Origin of the sequence: uncultured Sphingomonas sp. (assembly GCF_946477935.1) — a bacterium.
Lineage (GTDB): Bacteria > Pseudomonadota > Alphaproteobacteria > Sphingomonadales > Sphingomonadaceae > Sphingomonas.
On record NZ_CAMLAC010000019.1, the window covers coordinates 11,970 to 31,663 of the forward strand.

At 67.6% G+C, this 19,694-nt stretch carries 18 protein-coding genes; 14 read left to right on the plus strand and 4 right to left on the minus strand.

Features of this window, described 5'->3' with window-relative positions:
- Window positions 1-14 precede the first annotated feature (14 nt).
- The 8 genes from Q0U08_RS03855 to Q0U08_RS03890 all read left to right on the plus strand — a co-directional run bounded on the left by Q0U08_RS03855 (window position 15) and on the right by Q0U08_RS03890 (window position 7,964).
- Window positions 15-1,373: a protein adenylyltransferase SelO family protein gene (locus Q0U08_RS03855; RefSeq protein WP_298089843.1), complete on the plus strand. Its 1,359-nt coding sequence runs from the start codon at window positions 15-17 to the stop codon at window positions 1,371-1,373.
- A gap of 70 nt (window positions 1,374-1,443) precedes the next feature.
- Window positions 1,444-2,856, plus strand: coding sequence for a succinylglutamate-semialdehyde dehydrogenase (astD, locus tag Q0U08_RS03860; RefSeq protein ID WP_298089844.1), 1,413 nt, complete (start codon window positions 1,444-1,446; stop codon window positions 2,854-2,856).
- Window positions 2,857-2,927: 71 nt separating this feature from the next.
- Window positions 2,928-3,719, plus strand: coding sequence for a uroporphyrinogen-III C-methyltransferase (gene cobA / locus Q0U08_RS03865; protein WP_298089845.1), 792 nt, complete (start codon window positions 2,928-2,930; stop codon window positions 3,717-3,719).
- Complete coding sequence (locus tag Q0U08_RS03870) at window positions 3,716-4,012, plus strand: DUF2849 domain-containing protein (RefSeq protein ID WP_298089846.1); 297 nt, start codon at window positions 3,716-3,718, stop codon at window positions 4,010-4,012. The genes cobA and Q0U08_RS03870 overlap by 4 nt, the downstream gene beginning before the upstream one ends.
- Window positions 4,012-5,637: a nitrite/sulfite reductase gene (locus tag Q0U08_RS03875; RefSeq protein ID WP_298089847.1), complete on the plus strand. Its 1,626-nt coding sequence runs from the start codon at window positions 4,012-4,014 to the stop codon at window positions 5,635-5,637. Before Q0U08_RS03870 ends, Q0U08_RS03875 begins: the two co-directional genes overlap by 1 nt.
- Entirely contained in the window at window positions 5,630-6,076 is a 447-nt protein-coding gene (locus Q0U08_RS03880) for a DUF934 domain-containing protein (protein WP_298089848.1), read from the plus strand. Before Q0U08_RS03875 ends, Q0U08_RS03880 begins: the two co-directional genes overlap by 8 nt.
- Window positions 6,069-6,827 (plus strand): phosphoadenylyl-sulfate reductase, encoded by a 759-nt coding sequence (locus Q0U08_RS03885; protein ID WP_298089850.1) that lies wholly within the window; start codon window positions 6,069-6,071, stop codon window positions 6,825-6,827. Before Q0U08_RS03880 ends, Q0U08_RS03885 begins: the two co-directional genes overlap by 8 nt.
- A 36-nt stretch (window positions 6,828-6,863) precedes the next feature.
- Complete coding sequence (locus Q0U08_RS03890; protein ID WP_298089851.1) at window positions 6,864-7,964, plus strand: TonB family protein; 1,101 nt, start codon at window positions 6,864-6,866, stop codon at window positions 7,962-7,964.
- Window positions 7,965-8,005: 41 nt separating this feature from the next.
- Here the strand turns inward: Q0U08_RS03890 and Q0U08_RS03895 are convergent, their stop codons facing one another.
- A complete protein-coding gene (locus Q0U08_RS03895) occupies window positions 8,006-9,499 on the minus strand; it encodes a replicative DNA helicase (protein ID WP_298089852.1) in 1,494 nt (497 codons plus the stop codon).
- 101 nt (window positions 9,500-9,600) lie between these two features.
- Here Q0U08_RS03895 and Q0U08_RS03900 point away from each other — a divergent pair, with 101 nt between their 5' ends.
- From Q0U08_RS03900 to Q0U08_RS03920, 5 genes are read left to right on the plus strand one after another with little or no spacing between them, the layout of a single operon-like run.
- Window positions 9,601-10,083, plus strand: coding sequence for a UPF0262 family protein (locus tag Q0U08_RS03900; RefSeq protein WP_298089862.1), 483 nt, complete (start codon window positions 9,601-9,603; stop codon window positions 10,081-10,083).
- Window positions 10,083-10,757: a GH25 family lysozyme gene (locus Q0U08_RS03905; protein ID WP_298089853.1), complete on the plus strand. Its 675-nt coding sequence runs from the start codon at window positions 10,083-10,085 to the stop codon at window positions 10,755-10,757. Before Q0U08_RS03900 ends, Q0U08_RS03905 begins: the two co-directional genes overlap by 1 nt.
- Window positions 10,754-11,200, plus strand: coding sequence for a cytidine deaminase (locus tag Q0U08_RS03910; RefSeq protein ID WP_298089854.1), 447 nt, complete (start codon window positions 10,754-10,756; stop codon window positions 11,198-11,200). Before Q0U08_RS03905 ends, Q0U08_RS03910 begins: the two co-directional genes overlap by 4 nt.
- A gap of 31 nt (window positions 11,201-11,231) precedes the next feature.
- Window positions 11,232-13,460, plus strand: a complete 2,229-nt coding sequence (locus Q0U08_RS03915) for a ribonuclease R family protein (protein WP_298089855.1) — start codon at window positions 11,232-11,234, stop codon at window positions 13,458-13,460.
- 54 nt (window positions 13,461-13,514) lie between these two features.
- Window positions 13,515-13,817, plus strand: coding sequence for a hypothetical protein (locus Q0U08_RS03920; protein WP_298089856.1), 303 nt, complete (start codon window positions 13,515-13,517; stop codon window positions 13,815-13,817).
- 293 nt (window positions 13,818-14,110) lie between these two features.
- Here the strand turns inward: Q0U08_RS03920 and Q0U08_RS03925 are convergent, their stop codons facing one another.
- Complete coding sequence (locus Q0U08_RS03925; protein ID WP_298089857.1) at window positions 14,111-15,643, minus strand: aminoacyl--tRNA ligase-related protein; 1,533 nt, start codon at window positions 15,641-15,643, stop codon at window positions 14,111-14,113.
- A gap of 112 nt (window positions 15,644-15,755) precedes the next feature.
- Between Q0U08_RS03925 and Q0U08_RS03930 the strand changes: the two genes are divergently transcribed.
- Window positions 15,756-16,703 (plus strand): DMT family transporter, encoded by a 948-nt coding sequence (locus Q0U08_RS03930; protein ID WP_298089858.1) that lies wholly within the window; start codon window positions 15,756-15,758, stop codon window positions 16,701-16,703.
- 27 nt (window positions 16,704-16,730) lie between these two features.
- Here Q0U08_RS03930 and gcvPB read toward each other — a convergent pair whose 3' ends face one another.
- Window positions 16,731-18,299: an aminomethyl-transferring glycine dehydrogenase subunit GcvPB gene (gene gcvPB, locus Q0U08_RS03935; protein ID WP_298089859.1), complete on the minus strand. Its 1,569-nt coding sequence runs from the start codon at window positions 18,297-18,299 to the stop codon at window positions 16,731-16,733.
- Complete coding sequence (gene gcvPA / locus Q0U08_RS03940) at window positions 18,296-19,654, minus strand: aminomethyl-transferring glycine dehydrogenase subunit GcvPA (protein ID WP_298089861.1); 1,359 nt, start codon at window positions 19,652-19,654, stop codon at window positions 18,296-18,298. The genes gcvPB and gcvPA overlap by 4 nt, the downstream gene beginning before the upstream one ends.
- Between the last annotated feature and the right edge of the window lie 40 nt (window positions 19,655-19,694).

The following is a 19,694-nucleotide window of genomic DNA, read 5'->3' on the forward strand; positions in this document are numbered from 1 at the left end:
CACCATATCGCGGCATGCCCGTTTCCCCGCAAGCATATCGCCCCGAAACCGCAATCCTGACGCTCGGCCCCGTCTTTTACGATCCCGTGGAGGCCGCGAATTTCCCGCAGACGATCCTGCGCTTCCGCAACGATCGTGCCGCTGCGCAGGTCGGACTCGACACGCTCGACGATGCCGAATGGATCTCACATTTCGGCCGTTTCGCGCCCTTGGCCGGCACGCTGCCGCACCCGCTCGCGCTGCGCTATCACGGCCATCAGTTCCGGTCGTACAATCCCGATATCGGCGACGGCCGCGGCTTCACCTTTGCCCAGATGCGCGACAATCGGGGCCGCCTGATCGATCTCGGCACCAAGGGCTCCGGCCAGACGCCGTACAGCCGCTTCGGCGACGGCCGCCTGACCCTGAAGGGCGGCGTGCGCGAGATCCTCGCCACCGAGATGCTCGAAGCGTTGAACGTCCCCACCTCGCGCACCCTGTCGCTGATCGAAACGGGCGAGGCGCTGGAGCGCGGCGACGAACCCTCCCCCACCCGAGGCGCCGTCCTCGTCCGGCAAAGCCACAGCCATGTCCGCATCGGCACCTTCCAGCGCCTCGCCTATGAGCGCGACGAAGACGCGATGCGCCGTCTCGTCGCCTATGTGCTGGCGAACCTCTATGGCGAGGATGGCGACGATCCCGTCCGCCTGCTGTCGCTGGTGGTGGAGCGGACCGCCACGCTGGCGGCGCGCTACATGGCGGCGGGTTTCGTCCACGGCGTGCTCAATTCCGACAACATCAACGTCACCGGCGAAAGCTTCGACTATGGTCCGTGGCGGTTCGCCCCGACCTGGGATCCCCAGTTCACCGCTGCCTATTTCGACCATGCCGGCCTCTACGCCTTTGCGCGCCAGCCGGAGGCGATCCACTGGGACGTGATGCAACTCGCCGCCTCGCTCCGCCTGATCGCGGACAGCGATCCGCTGATCGCGGCGTTGCAGGGTTTTGCCGAACACTACCAGTCCGCCATTCGGGACGCGCTGCTCTGGCGCCTGGGCGTTCGCCCCCGTGGCGAGGCCGAGGACCGCACGCTGGTGCAGACGCTGGAGCGCACCCTGCGCGCTGCCGACGCCGGCATCGACCGCGTCTTCTTCGACGCCTTCGGCGGCACGCTGCCGGATGCGTATGGCGAAGCATGGAACGACCTGCGTGCGGCTCTACAGGGCTATGTGCCGCGCAAGGACCGCACCCATCCTTATTGGCAGGCCGGGCCCTGTTCCATGCTGATCGACGAGGTGGAGGCGATCTGGGCGCCGATCGACCAGTCCGACGACTGGACCGCGCTCCGCGCCAAGATCGGGGCGGTTCGGATGATGGGAGAGGCGCTCGCCTGACCGGTGCCGTGCGCAATCTTGCTCCCAATCTCCCGATCCCGTACCCGTGCTTCCAACAAGAGGGGCAGGAATGGCCGAAGAGTTGATCTCCTTCGAACCCGCGACGGGGACGGAACTGGCGCGGTTCGCGGTCGGCACCGCGGATGCCGAGGTCGCCGCCGCGCGGGAGGCATGGGCCGGCTGGGCCGCACGCCCGCTCGCCTTCCGGATCGAGACGATGCGCCGTTTCGCCAATGTCGTGCGCGCGAAGTCCGATGCCTTCACCGATCTGATCGCGCGCGAAACCGGCAAGCCGCTGTGGGAAGCCCGCACCGAAGTGGATTCGGTCGTCGCCAAGGTCGACATCTCGGTCTCCGCCTATGCGGATCGCACGTCGCAGCGCCGGATGGAGCAGCCCATGGGGGCCCGCATCGCGGTGCGGCACAAGCCGCACGGGGTGCTGGCGGTGCTGGGGCCCTATAATTTCCCCGCGCATCTGCCCAACGGGCACATCGTCCCCGCGCTGATCGCGGGCAATGCGGTGGTGTTCAAGCCGTCCGAGAAGACGCCCGCGGTCGGCGCCTTCATGGTGGACTGCTACCGCGAGGCGGGTGTGCCCGCCGGCTGTATCCGCCTGCTGATCGGCGGCCCGGCCGAGGGCAAGGCACTGGCCGAGCATGCCGGGATCGACGGGTTGCTCTTCACCGGATCGGCGCGCACCGGCCTGGCGCTCAACCGCCTGTTCGCCGACCGCCCCGAAAAGATCCTCGCGCTGGAAATGGGCGGCAACAATCCGATCGTCGTCTGGGATACGCCGGACCTGCACAGCGCGGCGGTCCTCGTCATCCAGTCCGCCTTCACCACCGCGGGCCAGCGCTGCACCGCCGCGCGCCGCCTGATCGTGGAAAGCCGCCTCTACGATCCGTTGATCGAGACGGTGTGCGGCCTCGTCCGCCGGCTGATCGTCGGCGCGCCGCATGACCAGCCCGCCCCCTTCATGGGGCCGGTGATCGACAATGACGTGGCCGACCAGCTCGGCGAAAGCTTCCTGGCGCTGCTGATGCGCGGCGGCCGCCCGATCCGCCACCTCGAACGCCCCGATCCGGCGCGCCCCTTCCTCTCGCCCGCGATCATCGACGTGACGGGAATGGCGGAGCGGCCCGACATCGAACTGTTCGGCCCCATCCTGCAGGTCAGCCGGGCCGATGATTTCGACCAGGCGATCGCGGAGGCGAACGCCACCCGCTACGGTCTCTCCGCCTCCCTGGTCAGCCAGACCCCCGGCCTCTACGACCGCTTCTGGGCCAACATCCGCGCCGGCATCGTCAACTGGAACAAACCCACCAACGGCGCCGCCTCCAACGCGCCGTTCGGCGGTGTCGGCTGGTCAGGCAACCATCGCCCCAGCGCCTATTATGCCGCGGATTACTGCGCCTATCCGGTGGTCAGCAGCGAAGCGGACTCGGCCCGTGCCAGCCTGGGAGTGGGTTTGCGCGATTCGTAACAAGTTGCGCTAACGCCTGCCAAAGCATCGGTGCATTGCCGCGCAGGTCATGTGGCGCCACATGAGCGATCATGGCTACGCTTCTCGATCCGACCGCGCGGGGACGCGTGATCCTGGTGGGCGCCGGACCCGGCGATCCCGGCCTGCTGACCGTGCGCGCGGTGGAGGCGCTGAAATCCGCCGATGTCGTCGTCCATGACGGACTGATCGACCCGCGCGTGCTCGACATCGCGCCGGCGCATGCTGCCCGCATCTCGGTCGCCAAGCGCCGCGCGCGCCACACGCTGCCGCAGGAGGCGATCAACGCGCTGATCGTCGCGCATGTGAAGACCGGCGCGATCGTCATCCGGCTGAAAGGCGGCGACCCGTTCATCTTCGGCCGCGGCGGCGAAGAGGTGGAGGCGGTGCGTGCCGCTGGCCTGCCGGTGGAGGTCATCCCCGGCGTGTCGGCGGCGCTCGGCTGCGCGGCGGAGGCGATGCTGCCGCTCACCCACCGCGACCACAGCTCGGCGGTGACCTTCGTGGCAGGCCAGTGCAAGGGGCTGACCGACCAGGACTGGTCGGGCTTGGCCGGCCAGGGCCGCACGCTCGTCATCTATATGGGCGTGGCGACGGCGGACGCGATCGCGGACAAGCTGATCGCGGACGGCGTCGCCCCCGACATGCCCGTCGCCGTGCTGGAAAAGGGCACGCTGGAAGGCCACCGCGCCCTGAAGACGCTGCTCGCCGATCTGGGTGCGATGGTGAACCGCGAGAACGTCCAGAGCCCCGCCATCATCGTCGTCGGCGAGGTGGTGGAGCTGTCCGACGCGCAGGACCGGCTTGCGGGATGGGCACGGGTGGCCGAAGGGCTGTCGGCATGAAGCTGTTGACCGGAAACGATTTGCCCTCGGGCGATGTGGTGTGGTGGACCGGTGAGGGCTGGTCGCGCCATATCGAGGACGCCGTCGATGTCGGTGCGGGCGGCGAGGCGATCCTGCAGGCGGAGGAAGGTGCGCGCCGCGTCAACGTCCCCTATCTGATCGATGCGGAGGCGACGGCAGACGGCCCCCGCCCCGCGCATATCAAGGACCGTATCCGCGCGCTCGGCCCCACCGTGCGCCCCGACCTGACGCTGAAACCCGCCGATCCGCAGGCGGGAAGCTGGGTGATCTGATGTACCAGTACGACCAATACGACCAGTCCATCGTCGACGCGCGCGTCGAGGAGTTTCGCGACCAGGTGGAGCGCCGCCTGTCCGGCGCGATGACCGAGGATCAGTTCAAGCCGCTCCGGCTGATGAACGGCCTCTACCTGCAACTTCACGCCTATATGCTGCGCATCGCGGTGCCCTACGGCACGCTGGACGCACGCCAGATGCGGATGCTCGGCCACATCGCGCGCAAGTACGATCGCGGCTACGGCCACTTCACCACCCGCCAGAACATCCAGTTCAACTGGATCAAGCTGGCCGACGCGCCCGACATCCTGGCCGAGCTGGCGACGGTGCAGATGCACGCGATCCAGACGAGCGGCAATTGCATCCGCAACATCTCGTCCGACCAGTTCGCCGGTGCCGCCGCCGACGAGGTGACCGATCCGCGCCCCTGGGCGGAGCTGATCCGGCAATGGTCGACCTTCCATCCCGAATTCACCTACCTGCCGCGCAAGTTCAAGATCGCGGTGATCGCCGCGGACGAGGACCGCGCGGCGATGCGGCTGCACGATATCGGCATCCAGTTGCTCGAACGGGACGGCCAGCTCGGCGCCAAGATCTTCGTCGGCGGCGGCATGGGCCGCACCCCGATGATCGCGCATGAGGTGAAGGACTTCATCACCGCCGACCATCTGATGAGCTATCTGGAGGCGTGCCTGCGCGTCTACAATCGCTACGGCCGGCGCGACAATATCTACAAGGCGCGGATCAAGATCCTGCTGCACGAGATCGGCCCCGACGAATATCGCCGTCAGGTGGAAGAAGAATTCGCCGCGATCCGCGAGCTGGGCATCGACCCGCCGGTGGCGGAGCTGGAGCGCATCTCCGCGATGTTCGCGTCGCCCGCCTTTGCCGCGGACGCACCCGACACGCTCGACCGCAGCGATCCCGACTTCGCGGTGTGGCTCGACCAGAACGTGTCCGCGCACAAGCAGCCCGGCCACGCCGTCGTCACGATCAGCCTGAAGCCGATCGGCGGCATTCCCGGCGACGCCTCGGCCGACCAGATCGACCTGATGGCCGACCTGGCCGAACGGTACAGCTTCGACGAACTGCGCGTGACCCATGCGCAGAACATCGTTCTGCCGCATGTCCGCAAGGCCGATCTCCACACGATCTGGCAGCAGCTTCGCGACGCGGGGCTGGCCGAGGCCAATCTCGACCTGATCTCGGACATCATCGCCTGCCCCGGCCTGGATTATTGCAGCCTCGCCAACGCCCGCTCGATCCCGCTCGCGCAGAAGATCGGCGTGCGCTTCTCGGGGCGCGAACGTGACCTGGGCGAGTTGAAGCTGAAGATTTCCGGCTGCATCAACGCGTGCGGCCATCATCATGCCGGCCATATCGGCATCCTCGGCGTCGACAAGAAGGGCACCGAGAACTACCAGTTGCTGCTCGGCGGATCGGGCGCGGAGGACGTGTCGCTCGGCAAGATCACCGGCCCCGGCTTCGATGAGGACGGCGTGGTCGACGCGATCGAGCGCGTCACCGACCGCTACATCGCGGTGCGCGAGGAGGGCGAGCGGTTTCTCGACACCTATCGCCGCGTCGGCATGCAGCCTTTCAAGGAAGCGATCTATGGCTGATCTGGCCGGCAATACCGACGCGCTGCTGCGCTTCCGCGACGACGAGCCGCATGACGAACCCGCCGTCACGCTCGACGCCTTCACCAGCCAGACCAACGCCACCGCCGTCCGGCTGGAGGCGGGTGACGACGCGCGCGTGCTGATCCCCCATCTCGGCCAGATCGCGCTCGTCGAGGTCAGCTTCCCCACCTACCGCGACGGACGGGGATATTCCGCCGCGCGTATCCTGCGTGAAGCGGGCTATCAGGGCGAACTCCGCGCCGCCGGCGACGTGCTGGTCGACCAACTGCCGCACATGCGCCGCTGCGGCTTCGACAGCTTCGCGCCTGAGGCGCCGATCGATGCCGAGGTGCTGGAGCGCAGCCTGTCCCGCTATCCCACGCCCTATCAGGCTGCCGCAGACGCCCGTGTGCCGGTGTGGAAGCTGCGCCATGGCTGAAGCCGCCCGCGCCATCGATACGATCGACACCGCTCCGGCTTTCACGCCCGCAGACGCCGCCGCGATGCAGGCGCGCTTTGCCGGCGTGCCTGCGCCGGCGATGCTAGCCGAACTGCTGACCGGCGAATTGGTCGGCCGGGTCGCCGCGGTGTCGTCCTTTGGTGCGGAATCGGCGGTGCTGCTTCACATGGTGGCCGCGGTCGACCCGGCCACGCCCGTCCTGTTCACCAACACGCAGAAGATGTTCGGTGAAACCCTCGCCTATCGTGACATGCTGGTCGAGCATCTCGGCATGACGGCGCTGCGCGTCTTTCGCCCCGACCCGCATCTGCTCGCGATCAAGGATCGTGAAGGCATTCGCCACGGCTATGACCCCGATGGCTGCTGCGATTTGCGCAAGGTGGAGCCGCTGACCCGCGCGCTCGCCCCGTTCGATGCGTGGATTTCGGGCCGTAAGGGCTTTCAGGCCGGCACCCGTCAGGCGCTGCCGCGCTTCGAGTCGGATGCGGGGCGTCTCAAGATCAATCCGCTGGCCGACTGGACCAAGGCCGATCTCGACGCTTATTTCGCGGCGCACGACCTCCCCCGGCATCCGCTGGAGGCACAAGGCTATCTGTCGATCGGCTGCGCGCCGTGCACCAGCCCCGTCAAACCCGGCGAGGATGCTCGTGCCGGTCGTTGGCGCGGCATGGGCAAGGTGGAATGCGGCATCCACCAGCCGGTCGGGGTCAGCGCACTTCCACCGCGCTGACTTGCGCCGGTCACAAGTCGGACGCAGACTGGCGGCATGAGAGGATCGATCATGCTCGCCGCCGCGCTGGCGGCGCATCCCGTCGGTGCGGCAGCGCCTTTTGAGGTGCAACCTCTATCGAACGGTGATCGTCCGCTTGCCGCATGGTTGCCCGGAACGGTGCGATGCGATGGCGCCGTGGTCAGCCCCGTGACGATGCGGCGCCCCCTGACCCGTCTCGGCTGGAGCGGGCCGACGCCGCAGACCGCCAGCCTCACCGTCTCGTTCGACGTCGACCAGGCAGGGCGTCCGCTATCGATCCGGCGGGTCTCCCCGGACTATGGCGCGTATTCGGAAGACGTTCTACCCTCGCTCGCCGCCAGCCGATTTCCGGCGGGTGAGCCCCGCGCGAAATGCCAGATTACCTATACGCAGCGGATGACCGCCATGGCGGATACGCCGGTGGAGGATCTGGTCTCCTACTCGCTCTACCGTCCCGATGGCGACCTGCCATGGTCCGGCTGGAACCGCATCTTCACCATGAACGGCGACTGCGCGGACAGGCCGCTTCCCCCGCCCTTGGTGCAGGTCTACCCCGATTTCCGAAAGATTCCGGCGACGCCGGGATCACGCGACTGGTCGATGGTCACCTATGATCAAAACGCACGTGGCCGGACGCGCAACGTCCGCACGCTCTACAGTACCGGCAACACCGCCCTGGATGCGGCAAGCGTCAAGGCGATGCGCGCATCCCGCCACAGCGGTGGCGCGCGTGCAGGCTGCGTGTATCCCTATTGGCGCGGGCCGAGGCGTCTGGAGGCACCGCCCTCACCCGACACCATGTCGCTTCGTCCAGCAACGAGCAACTGCGACGCGAGCGACGATCGGTACGTGACGCAGCCACGGCTGATCTATCCCGACGCCTATGGCAAACGCTCGATCGAAGGATGGGCGATCGTCGCTTTCGATGTCGCGCCCTGGGGCGAACTCGGCAATCTGCGCGTGCTGGCCAGCCAGCCTACCGAGGATTTCGGCAAACAGGCGCTTCAGGTGCTACGATCCGCACGCAAGGCGCCATCACAGACCGGTCATGTCGGTTGCGTGGACAAGATCGTCTTCCGCATGGGGCCGGCCGACGAAGAGGCGGCAGCGTCCTGAAGGCTGCTGCCTCTGTCTTCGCGTGTGCCTAACCGCGTGCCTCAGTACCCCGCGTAATCGGTAAACCGGGTGATCGTCGGATCGAACTTCAGCACCACCTTGCCGGTCGCACCGTGGCGTTGCTTGGCGACGATCAGTTCGGCCAGACCATAGACGCGCTCGACCTCGCTCGCCCAGCGCGAGTGATCCTCGAACACCTTGCCGTCATCGCCCTCCATCGGCCGCTTAGGCTCGCGCTGCATCATGTAATAATCCTCACGGAACACGAACCACACCATGTCCGCGTCCTGCTCGATCGATCCCGATTCGCGCAGGTCCGACAGCATCGGCCGCTTGTCCTCGCGCTGCTCCACCGCACGGCTGAGCTGCGACAGCGCCAGCACCGGCACGTTCATGTCCTTGGCCAGTGTCTTCAGGCCGCGCGAAATCTCGGAAATTTCCTGCACGCGGTTGTTCTCGGACGACTTGCCCGATCCGCTGAGCAACTGAAGGTAATCGACGACGACCAAGCCGATCTGGTTGTTGTGCCGCCGCTGCAACCGGCGCACACGCGTGTGCAGCGCCGAGATCGACAGGCCGCCGGTATCGTCGATGAACAGCGGCAACTGCTCCAGTTCTGCCGCCGCCGCCGCCAGTTGGGCGAACTCGCTGCGGCTGATCTTGCCCATGCGCAGCGATTCCGAACTGATGCCCGATTGCTCCGCAAGGATGCGCGTCGCCAACTGGTCGGCGGACATTTCCAGACTGAAGAACGCGACCTTGGCGCCGACCGATTCGGACGGGGGGATGCCGTCCTGCATGTCGCGCATCCAGCGCCGCGCGGCGTTGAACGCGATGTTGGTCGCAAGCGAAGTCTTGCCCATGCCCGGACGGCCGGCAAGGATCATCAGATCCGAATGGTGCATGCCGCCGATCTTGGCGTTGACCGAGTCGAGACCCGTCGTGATTCCAGACACATGGCCGCCGGAATTCAGCGCGCGCTCCGCCATCTTCACCGCGATCGTCGTCGCCTGCGCGAACGTCTTGGTCGCCCCTTCCGCGCCACCGTCCGCCGCCACCTTGTACAGCTCGTTCTCCGCCAGCTCGATCTGCGCGCGCGGGTTCACCTCCTCCGACGTATCCATCGCCCGGTCGACCAGCGTACGCCCCACCTGCACCAGCGAACGCAACATCGCCAGATCATAGATCTGCGTCGCAAACTGCCGCGCCCCGATCAGGCCCGCGCCCGATCCGGTCAGGCTCGCCAGATAGGCCGGCCCGCCCAGCTCCTTCATGCCCTCATCGGCGTCGAACATCGGGCGCAGCGTGACGGGCGTCGCCAGCATGTCGTTGCTGCGCAGCGTCTTGATCGCGGCGAAGATACGGCCGTGCACGGGCTCGAAGAAGTGGATGGGCTCCAACCGGTCGACCAGGTCGTCGGCCAGCCGGTTGTCGATCATCATCGCCCCCAGCATCGCGGCCTCGGCCTCGACGTTGCGGGGGAGCTGCTGCGGTTCGGCAGCGGCGGCTGGGGTCGGGAATGCAAGGGTGGCCATTCCCGCCCGTTAAACCCGGCAGCCCGCGCCACTCAAGCGGCATTGCGGCGAATGGCCGCGATTGCAGGCGGTCTGGATCGTGTCTATCGCAACAATCCATGGTGGCGGACCCGCGGATCATCAGCGTCGAACTGGACGAGCACAGCCTGGGCTGGCGCTCGGCCGATATCGAGCAGGAGCGGCGGATCGCGATCTTCGACCTGATCGAAGGCAATTATTTCGCGCCGCAACGCCCTCAGGCGGATGGCTATTCCGGTCCCTACCGCATCAAGCTGGAGTCCGAGGAAGGGCGGCTGGGCATCCACATGCACCGCGAGGATGGCACCCATATCGAAACGCTGGTCCTCGCCCTCGGCCGTTTCCGCCGCCCCATCCGCGACTATTTTGCCATCTGCGACAGCTATTTTCAGGCGATCCGGCAGGCCAGCGCACAGCAGATCGAGACGATCGACATGGCAAGGCGTGGGCTCCACAACGATGCCGCCGAAATGCTGAAGGAGCGGCTGGCCGGCAAGATCGAGGTCGATTTCGATACCGCGCGTCGCCTGTTTACTCTGCTCTGCGTCCTGCATATCCGCGGCTGATGCGTCTTCTCCTGCGATTCGGGGCTGCGCTGGCGGCACTCGGCGGGCTCGGGGTCGGCGGCTGGAGCTATGCGACCGGCTGGCATCCCCGGACTGAGCGATACCCGCTGCAAGGCATCGATCTGCCCGAAAACCCGCCGCCGGTGGAGTGGAAGACGCTGCGCGCGAATGGCGCGGACTTCGCTTATCTGGTCGCGACCTCGGGTGCGGATCGCCGCGACACCGCGTTCGAGGCGAACTGGGCGGCGCTGCCCGATGCCGGCATGCGCCGCGGCGCGGTGCATCTCTTCTCGCTGTGCCAGGATGCGCTGGCGCAGGCCAACGCGTTCAACACCTTCGTGCCCCGCACCGGAGACGCACTGCCCGCGGCGATCGACATCAGCTATCATGACGATTGCACCGCGCGACCTGAACGCGCTGTGCTGGTCGATGATCTCCAGCGCTTCATCCACCGGGTCGAGACGCATCTCGCCAAGCCGGTGCTGCTGCGCGTGTCGAAGGCCGTGGATGCGGATTATCAATTGTCCGGTGCGCTGCCGCGCCCGATCTGGGCGATGGGCAACGTGCTGGAGCCCGACTATGCCGCACGCCCATGGCGGATGTGGCGCGCCACCGACTTTCGCCGCATTGAGGGCGTGGAAGGCCCCGTGAACTGGAACGTCGTCGCCCCATGACCCAAGCAGAAACGCTTATCGCCGCCGCCCGCAGCGCCGCCGTCCACGCCCATGCCCCCTATTCGCGCTTCGCCGTAGGGGCCGCGCTGCTGATGAAGGACGGCAGCATCGTCACGGGCGCCAATGTTGAAAATGCCAGCTACGGCCTGTCGCTCTGCGCCGAGACGGTGGCGGTCGCCACCGCCAGCGCCGCGGGTCGCCTGCGCGATGTGGTCGCAGTCGGGGTGATCGGCGGTGCGATGGATGCAACGGGCCGCGCGACCGGCACCACCCCGGTCAGCCCCTGTGGCCGCTGCCGCCAGGTCCTGAACGAAGCCGCGCAACTCGGCGGCGTCGACCTGCCGGTTCATTGCGGATCGGCGGAGGGCGATGCGATCCGCAGCTACCGCCTTTCGGAGTTGCTGCCGGACGCTTTCGGTCCCGCGGATCTGGGCATGGGGTGACGTAGGCCTCTCGCCCCCCTATCTCCGGGCGATGAAGAAGCCGAAACAGGGCCTGCCCAGCCGCGAACAGATCCTTGCCTTTATCGAGACATCGGACCAGCCGGCGGGCAAGCGCGAGATCGCGCGGGCCTTTGGTCTGGTGGCGCAGGACAAGATCGCGCTGAAGGCATTGCTGAAGGACATGGGCGACGAGGGGCTGATCGACAGTGCGCCCGGCCGTGCGTTCCACCGTATGGGCGGCCTGCCGCGCGTGACGGTGCTGCGTGTGGCGGATGTCGATGACAATGGCACGATCTGGGCGGTGCCGGAGCGGTGGGAGGCGGAGGATGCGCCGATGCCGCGGCTGCGGGTGCGCGAGCGCAAGCGGGGGGCCCTGGGGATCGGCGACCGGGTGCTGGCGCGCACGGAGCAGGATGAGCGGGGGTGGACCGCCCATCCGATGAAGACGCTGCCGCGTGCGTCGGAGCAGGTGCTGGGCGTGCTGCGCGAGGAAGGGGGGCGGCTGTGGCTGACCGGCGTCGAGAAGAAGGAGCGGCGCGAGTTCCTGGTCGCCGATGCGGGCGACGCCGGACCGGGCGATCTGGTGCTGGCCGAAAAGGCGGGACGACCGCCGCGCGTCACCGTGCGCGTGACCGAGCGACTGGGTGATCCCTTCGCCCCGCGCAGCTTCTCGCTGATCGCCATTCATCGCCACGAGATTCCTGACCAGTTCAAGCCCGAGACGCTGGAGGAGGCGACACGCGTCGCCGCGCAAGACTTGGGCGACGACCGCGAGGACCTGCGCGCGCTGCCCATCGTCGCGATCGACCCGGCCGATGCGCGCGACCATGACGATGCGGTATGGGCCGCGCCCGACGACGATCCTGCCAATCCCGGCGGATGGAAGGCGGTGGTCGCGATCGCCGATGTCAGCTTCTATGTCCGCCCCGGCTCCGCGCTCGACCAGGATGCGAGGCGCCGCGGCAATTCGGTCTATTTCCCCGACCGCGTCGTGCCGATGCTGCCCGAAATCCTGTCCGCCGAGGTTTGTTCGCTGAAGGAAGGGGAGGACCGCGCCGCACTCGCCTGCCACCTGCAGGTGGGCAAAGACGGCACGCTGAAGGGCTGGCGCTTCTCCCGCGCGCTCGTGCGGATTGCGGCCAACATCGCCTATGAGGATGCGCAGGCGGCGATTGACGGGACGGTGGCGCATCCCCTGACCGAAACGGCGCTGCGCCCGCTATGGGGCTGCTGGGCCGCGCTCGCCAAGGCGCGCGATGCGCGCGAGCCGCTGGACCTGGACCTGCCGGAGCGCCGCGTGGTGCTGGACGAGAAGGGTCGCATCCTGTCGGTCGCGCCGCGCGAGCGGCTGGATGCGCACCGGTTGATCGAGGATTTCATGATCGCCGCCAATGTCGCGGCGGCCAAGGCGCTGGAGGCCCGCAAGGCCCCGGTCATGTACCGGGTCCACGAACCACCTTCGCGCGAGAAACTGGCGGCGCTGAAGGATTATCTGGAAACCTTCGACGTCGCCTTCACTCTTGGCCAGGTGATACGGCCGGCGACGTTCAACCGGGTGCTGGAGCGTGTCGGCGATGCCGATTTCCGACCGCAGGTGATGGAACAGGTGCTGCGTACCCAGACCCAGGCCTATTACGCGCCCGCCAATCACGGCCATTTCGGGCTGGCGCTGGGCAGCTACGCGCACTTCACCTCGCCGATCCGCCGCTATGCCGATCTGGTGGTCCATCGCGCACTCGTCGCCGCCTACAAGCTCGGCCCCGGCGGGGTGATGCCCGATCCTGCCGAGATGGACCGGATCGGCGAGGGCATCAGCCGGCTGGAGCGGCGTGCGATGGAGGCCGAGCGCGAGACGATCGACCGCTATGTCGCGGCCTATCTCGCCGAGCATATCGGCAGCATCGTCGAGGTGCGGGTGACCGGCGTACAGAATTACGGCCTGTTCGCCACCGTCGAGGGAATCGGCGGCGACGGTCTGCTGGCGGTGCGCGATCTGGGCGGCGAGTATTTCCGCTATGACGAGGCGGCCCGGACGCTGACCGGTGAGGATAGCGGCGACCAGTATACGCTCGGCCAACGCCTGTCGCTGCGGCTGGCAGAGGCAAACCCGGTATCGGGCGCGCTGCGCTTCGAGCTGCCCGAGGGCGGCGGGGGCGGCGCGGCGCCGGAACGGGACGGCCAGCGCGGGCGCGGCCATCCCCGCGTGCTGAAGCGACGCGGCCGACCCGGCAACATCCGGCACAAGGGACGGCGGCGTTAATAGCCCGTTTGCCCCGACGGTGTTATGGGCGGTTCGGGGCTTATCGGGGGCGTGATGAACAAGGCGAAGCAGGCGCGGCGCGCGATCGTACAGGCGCTGGTCGGGGCCGGCGCCACCATACCCGCCCGTGCGGCAAGGCTGGACGCCGGGGCGGGAGCAGACCCCCGGATGCTGCGGCGCATGCTGCGTTTCGGCGCGGTCGTGGAGACCCGGCCGGGCCTGTATTATCTCGACGCTGAGCGGCTGGACGGTTTTCGCGGCGCGCTACGGCGGCGCCGGGCCACGCTTTGGGCGGCGCTGTCGGGCATGCTCGGGACGGCCGTGACGGCGTTGCTGGTGTTCGGCATCGCGGAATAGCCGGGCCGAGGGGCGCCGTTTTCAGTCTTCCCCATCAAAGATCGCTGCACAACTCCTCGCCGCCCCGGCGATAGCCGGCATGCGGGGAATGCTCTGCGGGAGGAAGCGCGATCGGTCCAATCCTGATCGCTTTCAGATCAGATCGCGATCACCTTCAATCGCCCTCGCCCTTCCGGCTGCGCCGCTCCCTCCCTCTCCCATCGGGAGAGGGAAAAGACGCCGAAGGCGGCGAAGGGTGAGGGCGATCACAGTGGATCGAAACCAGGGCCCTGCTTTCGCAGGGGCGGTGCGTGTCAGTAGGCACGCCCGATCAGGATGCGCTCCATCGCGGGCTCACCGGTGAACACGCACGGGCCATCGTCGCACCCCGTCTGGCCGGCAGGCGCATTGCGGATCGTCAGCTTCAACGCCTTCAGCCGCTCCACCACCGTATCGAGCGCGGCGCCGGTCGGCTTGGACCAGCGCACATCGACCCAGCCGGGGTTCTTCACCGCGTCGGCGAAATGCGCCTCGACGCCTGCCCAGTCGTCAACGGGGACGATGTTGGCCCGCAGCTTCTCGACCGACTGGGCGTGCAACGTCGCCTGGATATCCGCCAGTATCGCGGACGCGTCGCCGACAAAGGCGTCGCGCGCGACGATCTGCGAGTCGAGCTTGCCATCCTCGCGGTACAGGCGATCGCGGCGGATGACCGACACGTTGCCGCCGGCCACATCGCGGCCACCGATCTCGATCACGATCGGGGCGCCCTTCTTCACCCAGCCCCAGCGCTTGGTCGCCGCCTTGGCCGGCCGGGCATCGACCATCGCGCGGACCGGCTCGCCGAGCGCGGACAGCTTGACGAGTTGCGCCTGCAATTCGCGGGCATAGTCGAGGATCGCGGCATCCTCGGGCTGGTCACGCAGCATCGGCACGATCACCACCTGCCACGGTGCGATCATCGGCGGCACGCGCAGACCGTCATCGTCACCGTGGACCATGATGACCGCGCCGATCATCCGGGTCGACACGCCCCAGCTCGTCGTGTTGGCGAGTTCGAGCTGCCCCTCGGCATTCTGGAAGCGGATGTTCTGGGCGTGGGCAAAGTTGGTGCCCAGGAAATGGCTGGTGCCCGCCTGCAGCGCCTTGCCGTCCTGCATCATCGCCTCGATCGACCAAGTCTCGACCGCGCCGGGGAAACGCTCGTTTTCCGGCTTCTCACCGGCGATGACGTGAACGCCCAGACAGTCCTCCGCGAACGCACGGTAGACCTCGAGCATCTTCAGCGTCTCGCCCTTTGCCTCCTCGGCGGAGGCATGGGCGGTATGCCCCTCCTGCCACAGAAACTCGGCGGTGCGCAGGAACATGCGGGTGCGCATTTCCCAGCGCACGACATTGGCCCACTGATTGATGAGCACGGGCAGATCGCGCCACGACTGCACCCAGCGCGAAAAGGCGGTGCCGATCACGGTTTCGGAGGTGGGGCGCACGACCAGCGGCTCCTCCAGCTTCGCCTCCGGATCGGGCATCAGCCCGCCCTTGCCGTCCGGGATCAGGCGGTGGTGCGTGACGACCGCCATCTCCTTGGCGAAGCCCTCGACATGCTCCGCTTCCTTTTCGAAATAGGAAAGCGGGATGAAGAGCGGGAAGTAGCAATTCTCATGCCCCGTCGCCTTGATCCGGTCGTCCAGCAGGCGCTGGATGCGTTCCCAGATGCCGTATCCCCAGGGCCGGATGACCATGCAGCCGCGCACGCCCGAATCCTCGGCCATATCGGCCTCGGTGATGACGGATTGATACCAGGCGGCGAAATCCTGCTCGCGGGTGACGGAAAGCGCATGTTTCATGGGGTGCCGATAGCGCGAAGCCGGGCGGTTAGGCCATAGCTGATCGCGATCGACAAGGGTGGCCGGCGATGCGGGGTGGGATCATTGCTGCATCGCAGCTAAGGCAGCGGGCGTGACCGCCCCTGCCCCCGCCGCATCCGCCGACCGCGCAACCCCTTCATCCGACACGCTTGCATCCGCCATCGGCCTGCGCCTGCTGTCGGTCCTGTGCTTCGCCGTGATGAACGCCGGCATCAAGCTGGCCGAGCGCAGCGGCGCAGAACTGGGCGAGATCCTGTTCTTCCGTCAGGCAGGTGCGGCGATACTTGTGACGATCGTGGTGGCGAGCGGGCCGGGAATGGCCAGCGTCGCGACACGGCGGCTGGGCGCGCATGTCAGCCGTGCGGTCGTCGGCGTGATCTCGATGGCGTTCACCTTCGCCGCGATCCTGGCGCTGCCGCTGGCGGAGGCAACGATCATCGGGTTCAGCGTGCCGATCTGGGCGACGATCTTCGGTGCGCTGATCCTGCGCGAGCCGACCGGCATCTGGCGTTGGGGCGCGGTGATGGCCGGGTTCGCGGGCGTCATCATCGTGACGCAGCCCGGTGGCGGCGCGCTGCCCCTCGCCGGGCTGGCTTACGGCATGGTCGCGGCGTTTCTGACCGGGATCATCATGATCCTGCTGCGCCAGATCGGGCGGACGGAGGCGGCGCTGACCACCGTCTTCTGGTTCTCCACGCTGTCGCTGGTGCCGCTGGGCGTGGTCTATGCGCTGTCGGCCAGAATGCATCCGCCCGAAACCTGGGGTTGGCTGGCGCTGATCGGGATTGCGGGCGGCATGGCGCAGATCGCGATGACCTCCAGCCTGCGCCGCGGCGCGGTGTCGCTGGTCGTGCCGATGGATTATTCCAGCCTGTTGTGGGCGACGCTGTTCGGCTGGGCGATCTTCGGCACGCTGCCGGCCGAGACGACCTGGATCGGGGCGCCGATCATCATCGCCAGCGGCCTGGTGATCGTGTGGCGCGAGGCGGTGCGGCGGCGGCGCAACACGCTGGCTGCCGAAAGCGGCGAGGTTAGCTGACCCACCCCGCCGCCTGATCGGTCCCGCCTATTCCGCGGCGTTTGCCAGCGGCTCCTTCCACACCAACACGGGCTTGCGCGCGGCCTGGGTTTCATCGAGCCTGGCGCGCGGTGCGAAATGCGGCGCGGTCTTCAGGCTGGGATCGCCCGCCTTGGCCCGCTCCGCCACCGAGCGCAGCGCGCCGATGAACTGGTCCAGCGCGGCCTTCGACTCGGTCTCGGTCGGCTCCACCAGCATCGCGCCGTGCACCACCAGCGGGAAGTACATGGTCATCGGGTGGAAACCCTCGTCGATCAGCGCCTTGGCGATGTCGATCGTCGAGAAACCGTCGGCCAGATTCTCGTCGGAGAAGATCGCTTCGTGCATGCACGGGCCGCTGGCCGCGAACGGCGCGTCCAGCGTATTCTCCAGCGAGCGCAGCACGTAGTTGGCGTTCAGCACCGCATCCTCGGCGACCTGCCGCAAGCCATCCGCACCGTGGCTGAGGATGTAGGTGAGCGCGCGGGTGAACATGCCCATCTGGCCATGGAAGGCGACCATGCGGCCGAAGCTGTCGGCATGATGCTCGTCCGCCGTCTCTTCCTCGACCAGGCGGAAGCCCTCGCCGGTCTTCTCCACGAAGGGCAGCGGCGCGAACGGCGTCAGCGCTTCGGAGAACACCACCGGCCCCGACCCTGGGCCCCCGCCGCCATGCGGGGTTGAGAAGGTCTTGTGCAGGTTGATGTGCATCGCATCGACGCCGAGATCGCCGGGGCGGACGCGCCCGACGATCGCGTTGAAGTTCGCGCCGTCGCAATAGACATAGCCGCCGGCGGCATGGACCGCGTCGGAAATGTCCTTCAGGTCGCGCTCGAACAGGCCGCAGGTGTTCGGGTTGGTGATCATCACACCCGCCACGTCAGGGCCGAGGCGCGCCTTCAGCGCATCGCTGTCGACCCGGCCGTCGGCGGTGGCGGGAATATCCTCCACCTTGAAGCCGGCAAAGGCCGCGGTGGCGGGGTTGGTGCCGTGCGCCGATTCGGGGACGAGGATAACCTTGCGGTGCCCCTCGCCCCGCTTTTCCAGCGCCGCCTTGATCGCCAGGATGCCGCACAGTTCGCCATGCGCGCCCGCCTTGGGGCTCATCGCCACCGAGGTCATGCCGGTCAGCGTGACCAGCCAGTGGGCGAGTTGGTGGATCACCTCCAGCGCGCCCTGCACCGTATCGACGGGGGCGAGCGGATGAACGTCGGAGAAGCCCGGCAGCCGCGCCATCTTCTCGTTGAGGCGCGGATTGTGCTTCATCGTGCACGAGCCGAGCGGGAACAGGCCGAGATCGATCGCGTAGTTCTGGCGCGACAGGCGCGTATAATGGCGCACCGTCTCTGGCTCGGACAGGCCGGGCAGACCGATCGCCGCCTCGCGCGCGAGGCCGCCGAGGCGGCTCGCGACCTTGGGTGCGGGCACGATATCGACGCCGGTGGTGTCGGTGGAGCCGATCTCGAAGATCAGCACCTCTTCCAGCATCAGCGCCTTGTTGCCGGTGAAGGTGGCAGGGGCGCCGCCGTCCTTCGCCTCGGGTGCGCTGGGCTTCCAGCCGCTCTGGTTGATCGTCATGCCAGCACCTCCTGCAGCGCGGTGGCCAGGGTTTCGATGTCCTCCGCGGTCGTCGTCTCGGTGACCGCGATCACCAGCCCGTTTGCGAGGGCCTCATCGCCCGGATACAGCCGGCCGAGCGACACGCCCGCCAGCACGCCGCGCTCCGCCAGCGTGCGGACCACGGGGCGCGCCTCGACGGGCAGGGTGACGGTGAATTCGTTGAAGAAGCCGTCATTGACCAGCGACACGCCCGGCACCTGCGCCAGCCGCTCCGCCGCCTGCACCGCCAGCGCGTGGTTGAGGCTCGCCAGATCGCGCAGCCCCTTCTCACCCAGCAGCGTCATGTGGATCGAAAAGGCGAGCGCACACAGCCCGGAGTTGGTGCAGATGTTCGACGTCGCCTTTTCCCGGCGGATATGCTGCTCGCGGGTGGAGAGCGTCAGCACGAAGCCGCGCTTGCCATCGGCATCCACCGTCTCGCCGCACAGGCGGCCGGGCATCTGGCGGACATATTTGTCCTTGCAGCCGAACAGGCCGACATACGGCCCGCCGAACTGCAGGCCGACGCCCAGCGACTGGCCTTCGCCCACCACGATATCGGCGTCCATCTCGCCGGGCGAGCGGATCGCGCCCAGCGCCACCGGCTCCGTCACCACCGCGATCAGCAGCGCCTTATTGGCATGGCACGCATCGGCGAGCGGTGTCAGGTCGGCGATACGGCCCAGAATGTCGGGATATTGCACCACGACGCACGACGTATCGCCATCGATCGCCGCGATCAGCGCGTCGATGTCGGTCTCGGCGGTCAACGTCGGTGCCGAGGTTTCCAGCGCATCGCCGGTGTACTTCGCCATCGTCCGGGCGACGGACACGTAATGCGGGTGCAGGCCCGACGACAGGATCGCCTTGCCGCGCTTGGTGATGCGACGTGCCATGCCGATCGCTTCCCAGCAGGCGGTCGAGCCGTCATACATCGAAGCGTTGGCGACGTCGGTGCCGAGCAGACGCGCGGCCTGCGTCTGGAACTCGAACAGCATCTGCAACGTGCCCTGCGCGATTTCAGGCTGGTAGGGCGTGTAGGCGGTCAGGAACTCGCCGCGCTGGATCATGTGGTCGACGGATGCGGGCACATGATGCCGGTAGGCGCCACAGCCGAGGAAGAAGGGCACTTCGCCCGCCACCAGGTTCTTGCGGGCAAGCGCGGTCATGTGGCGCTCGACCGCCAGTTCGGAGGCGTGGTTCGGCAGCCCGGCGATCGGACCGGACAGGCGGGCGGCCTTGGGCACGTCGACGAACAGGTCGTCGACGGAGGACGCGCCGATGACCGACAGCATCGCGCTCCGGTCGGTATCGGTAAGGGGCAGGTAGCGCATCTACGAACTCCTCCCCTCCCGCTAAGGGAAGGGGTCGGGG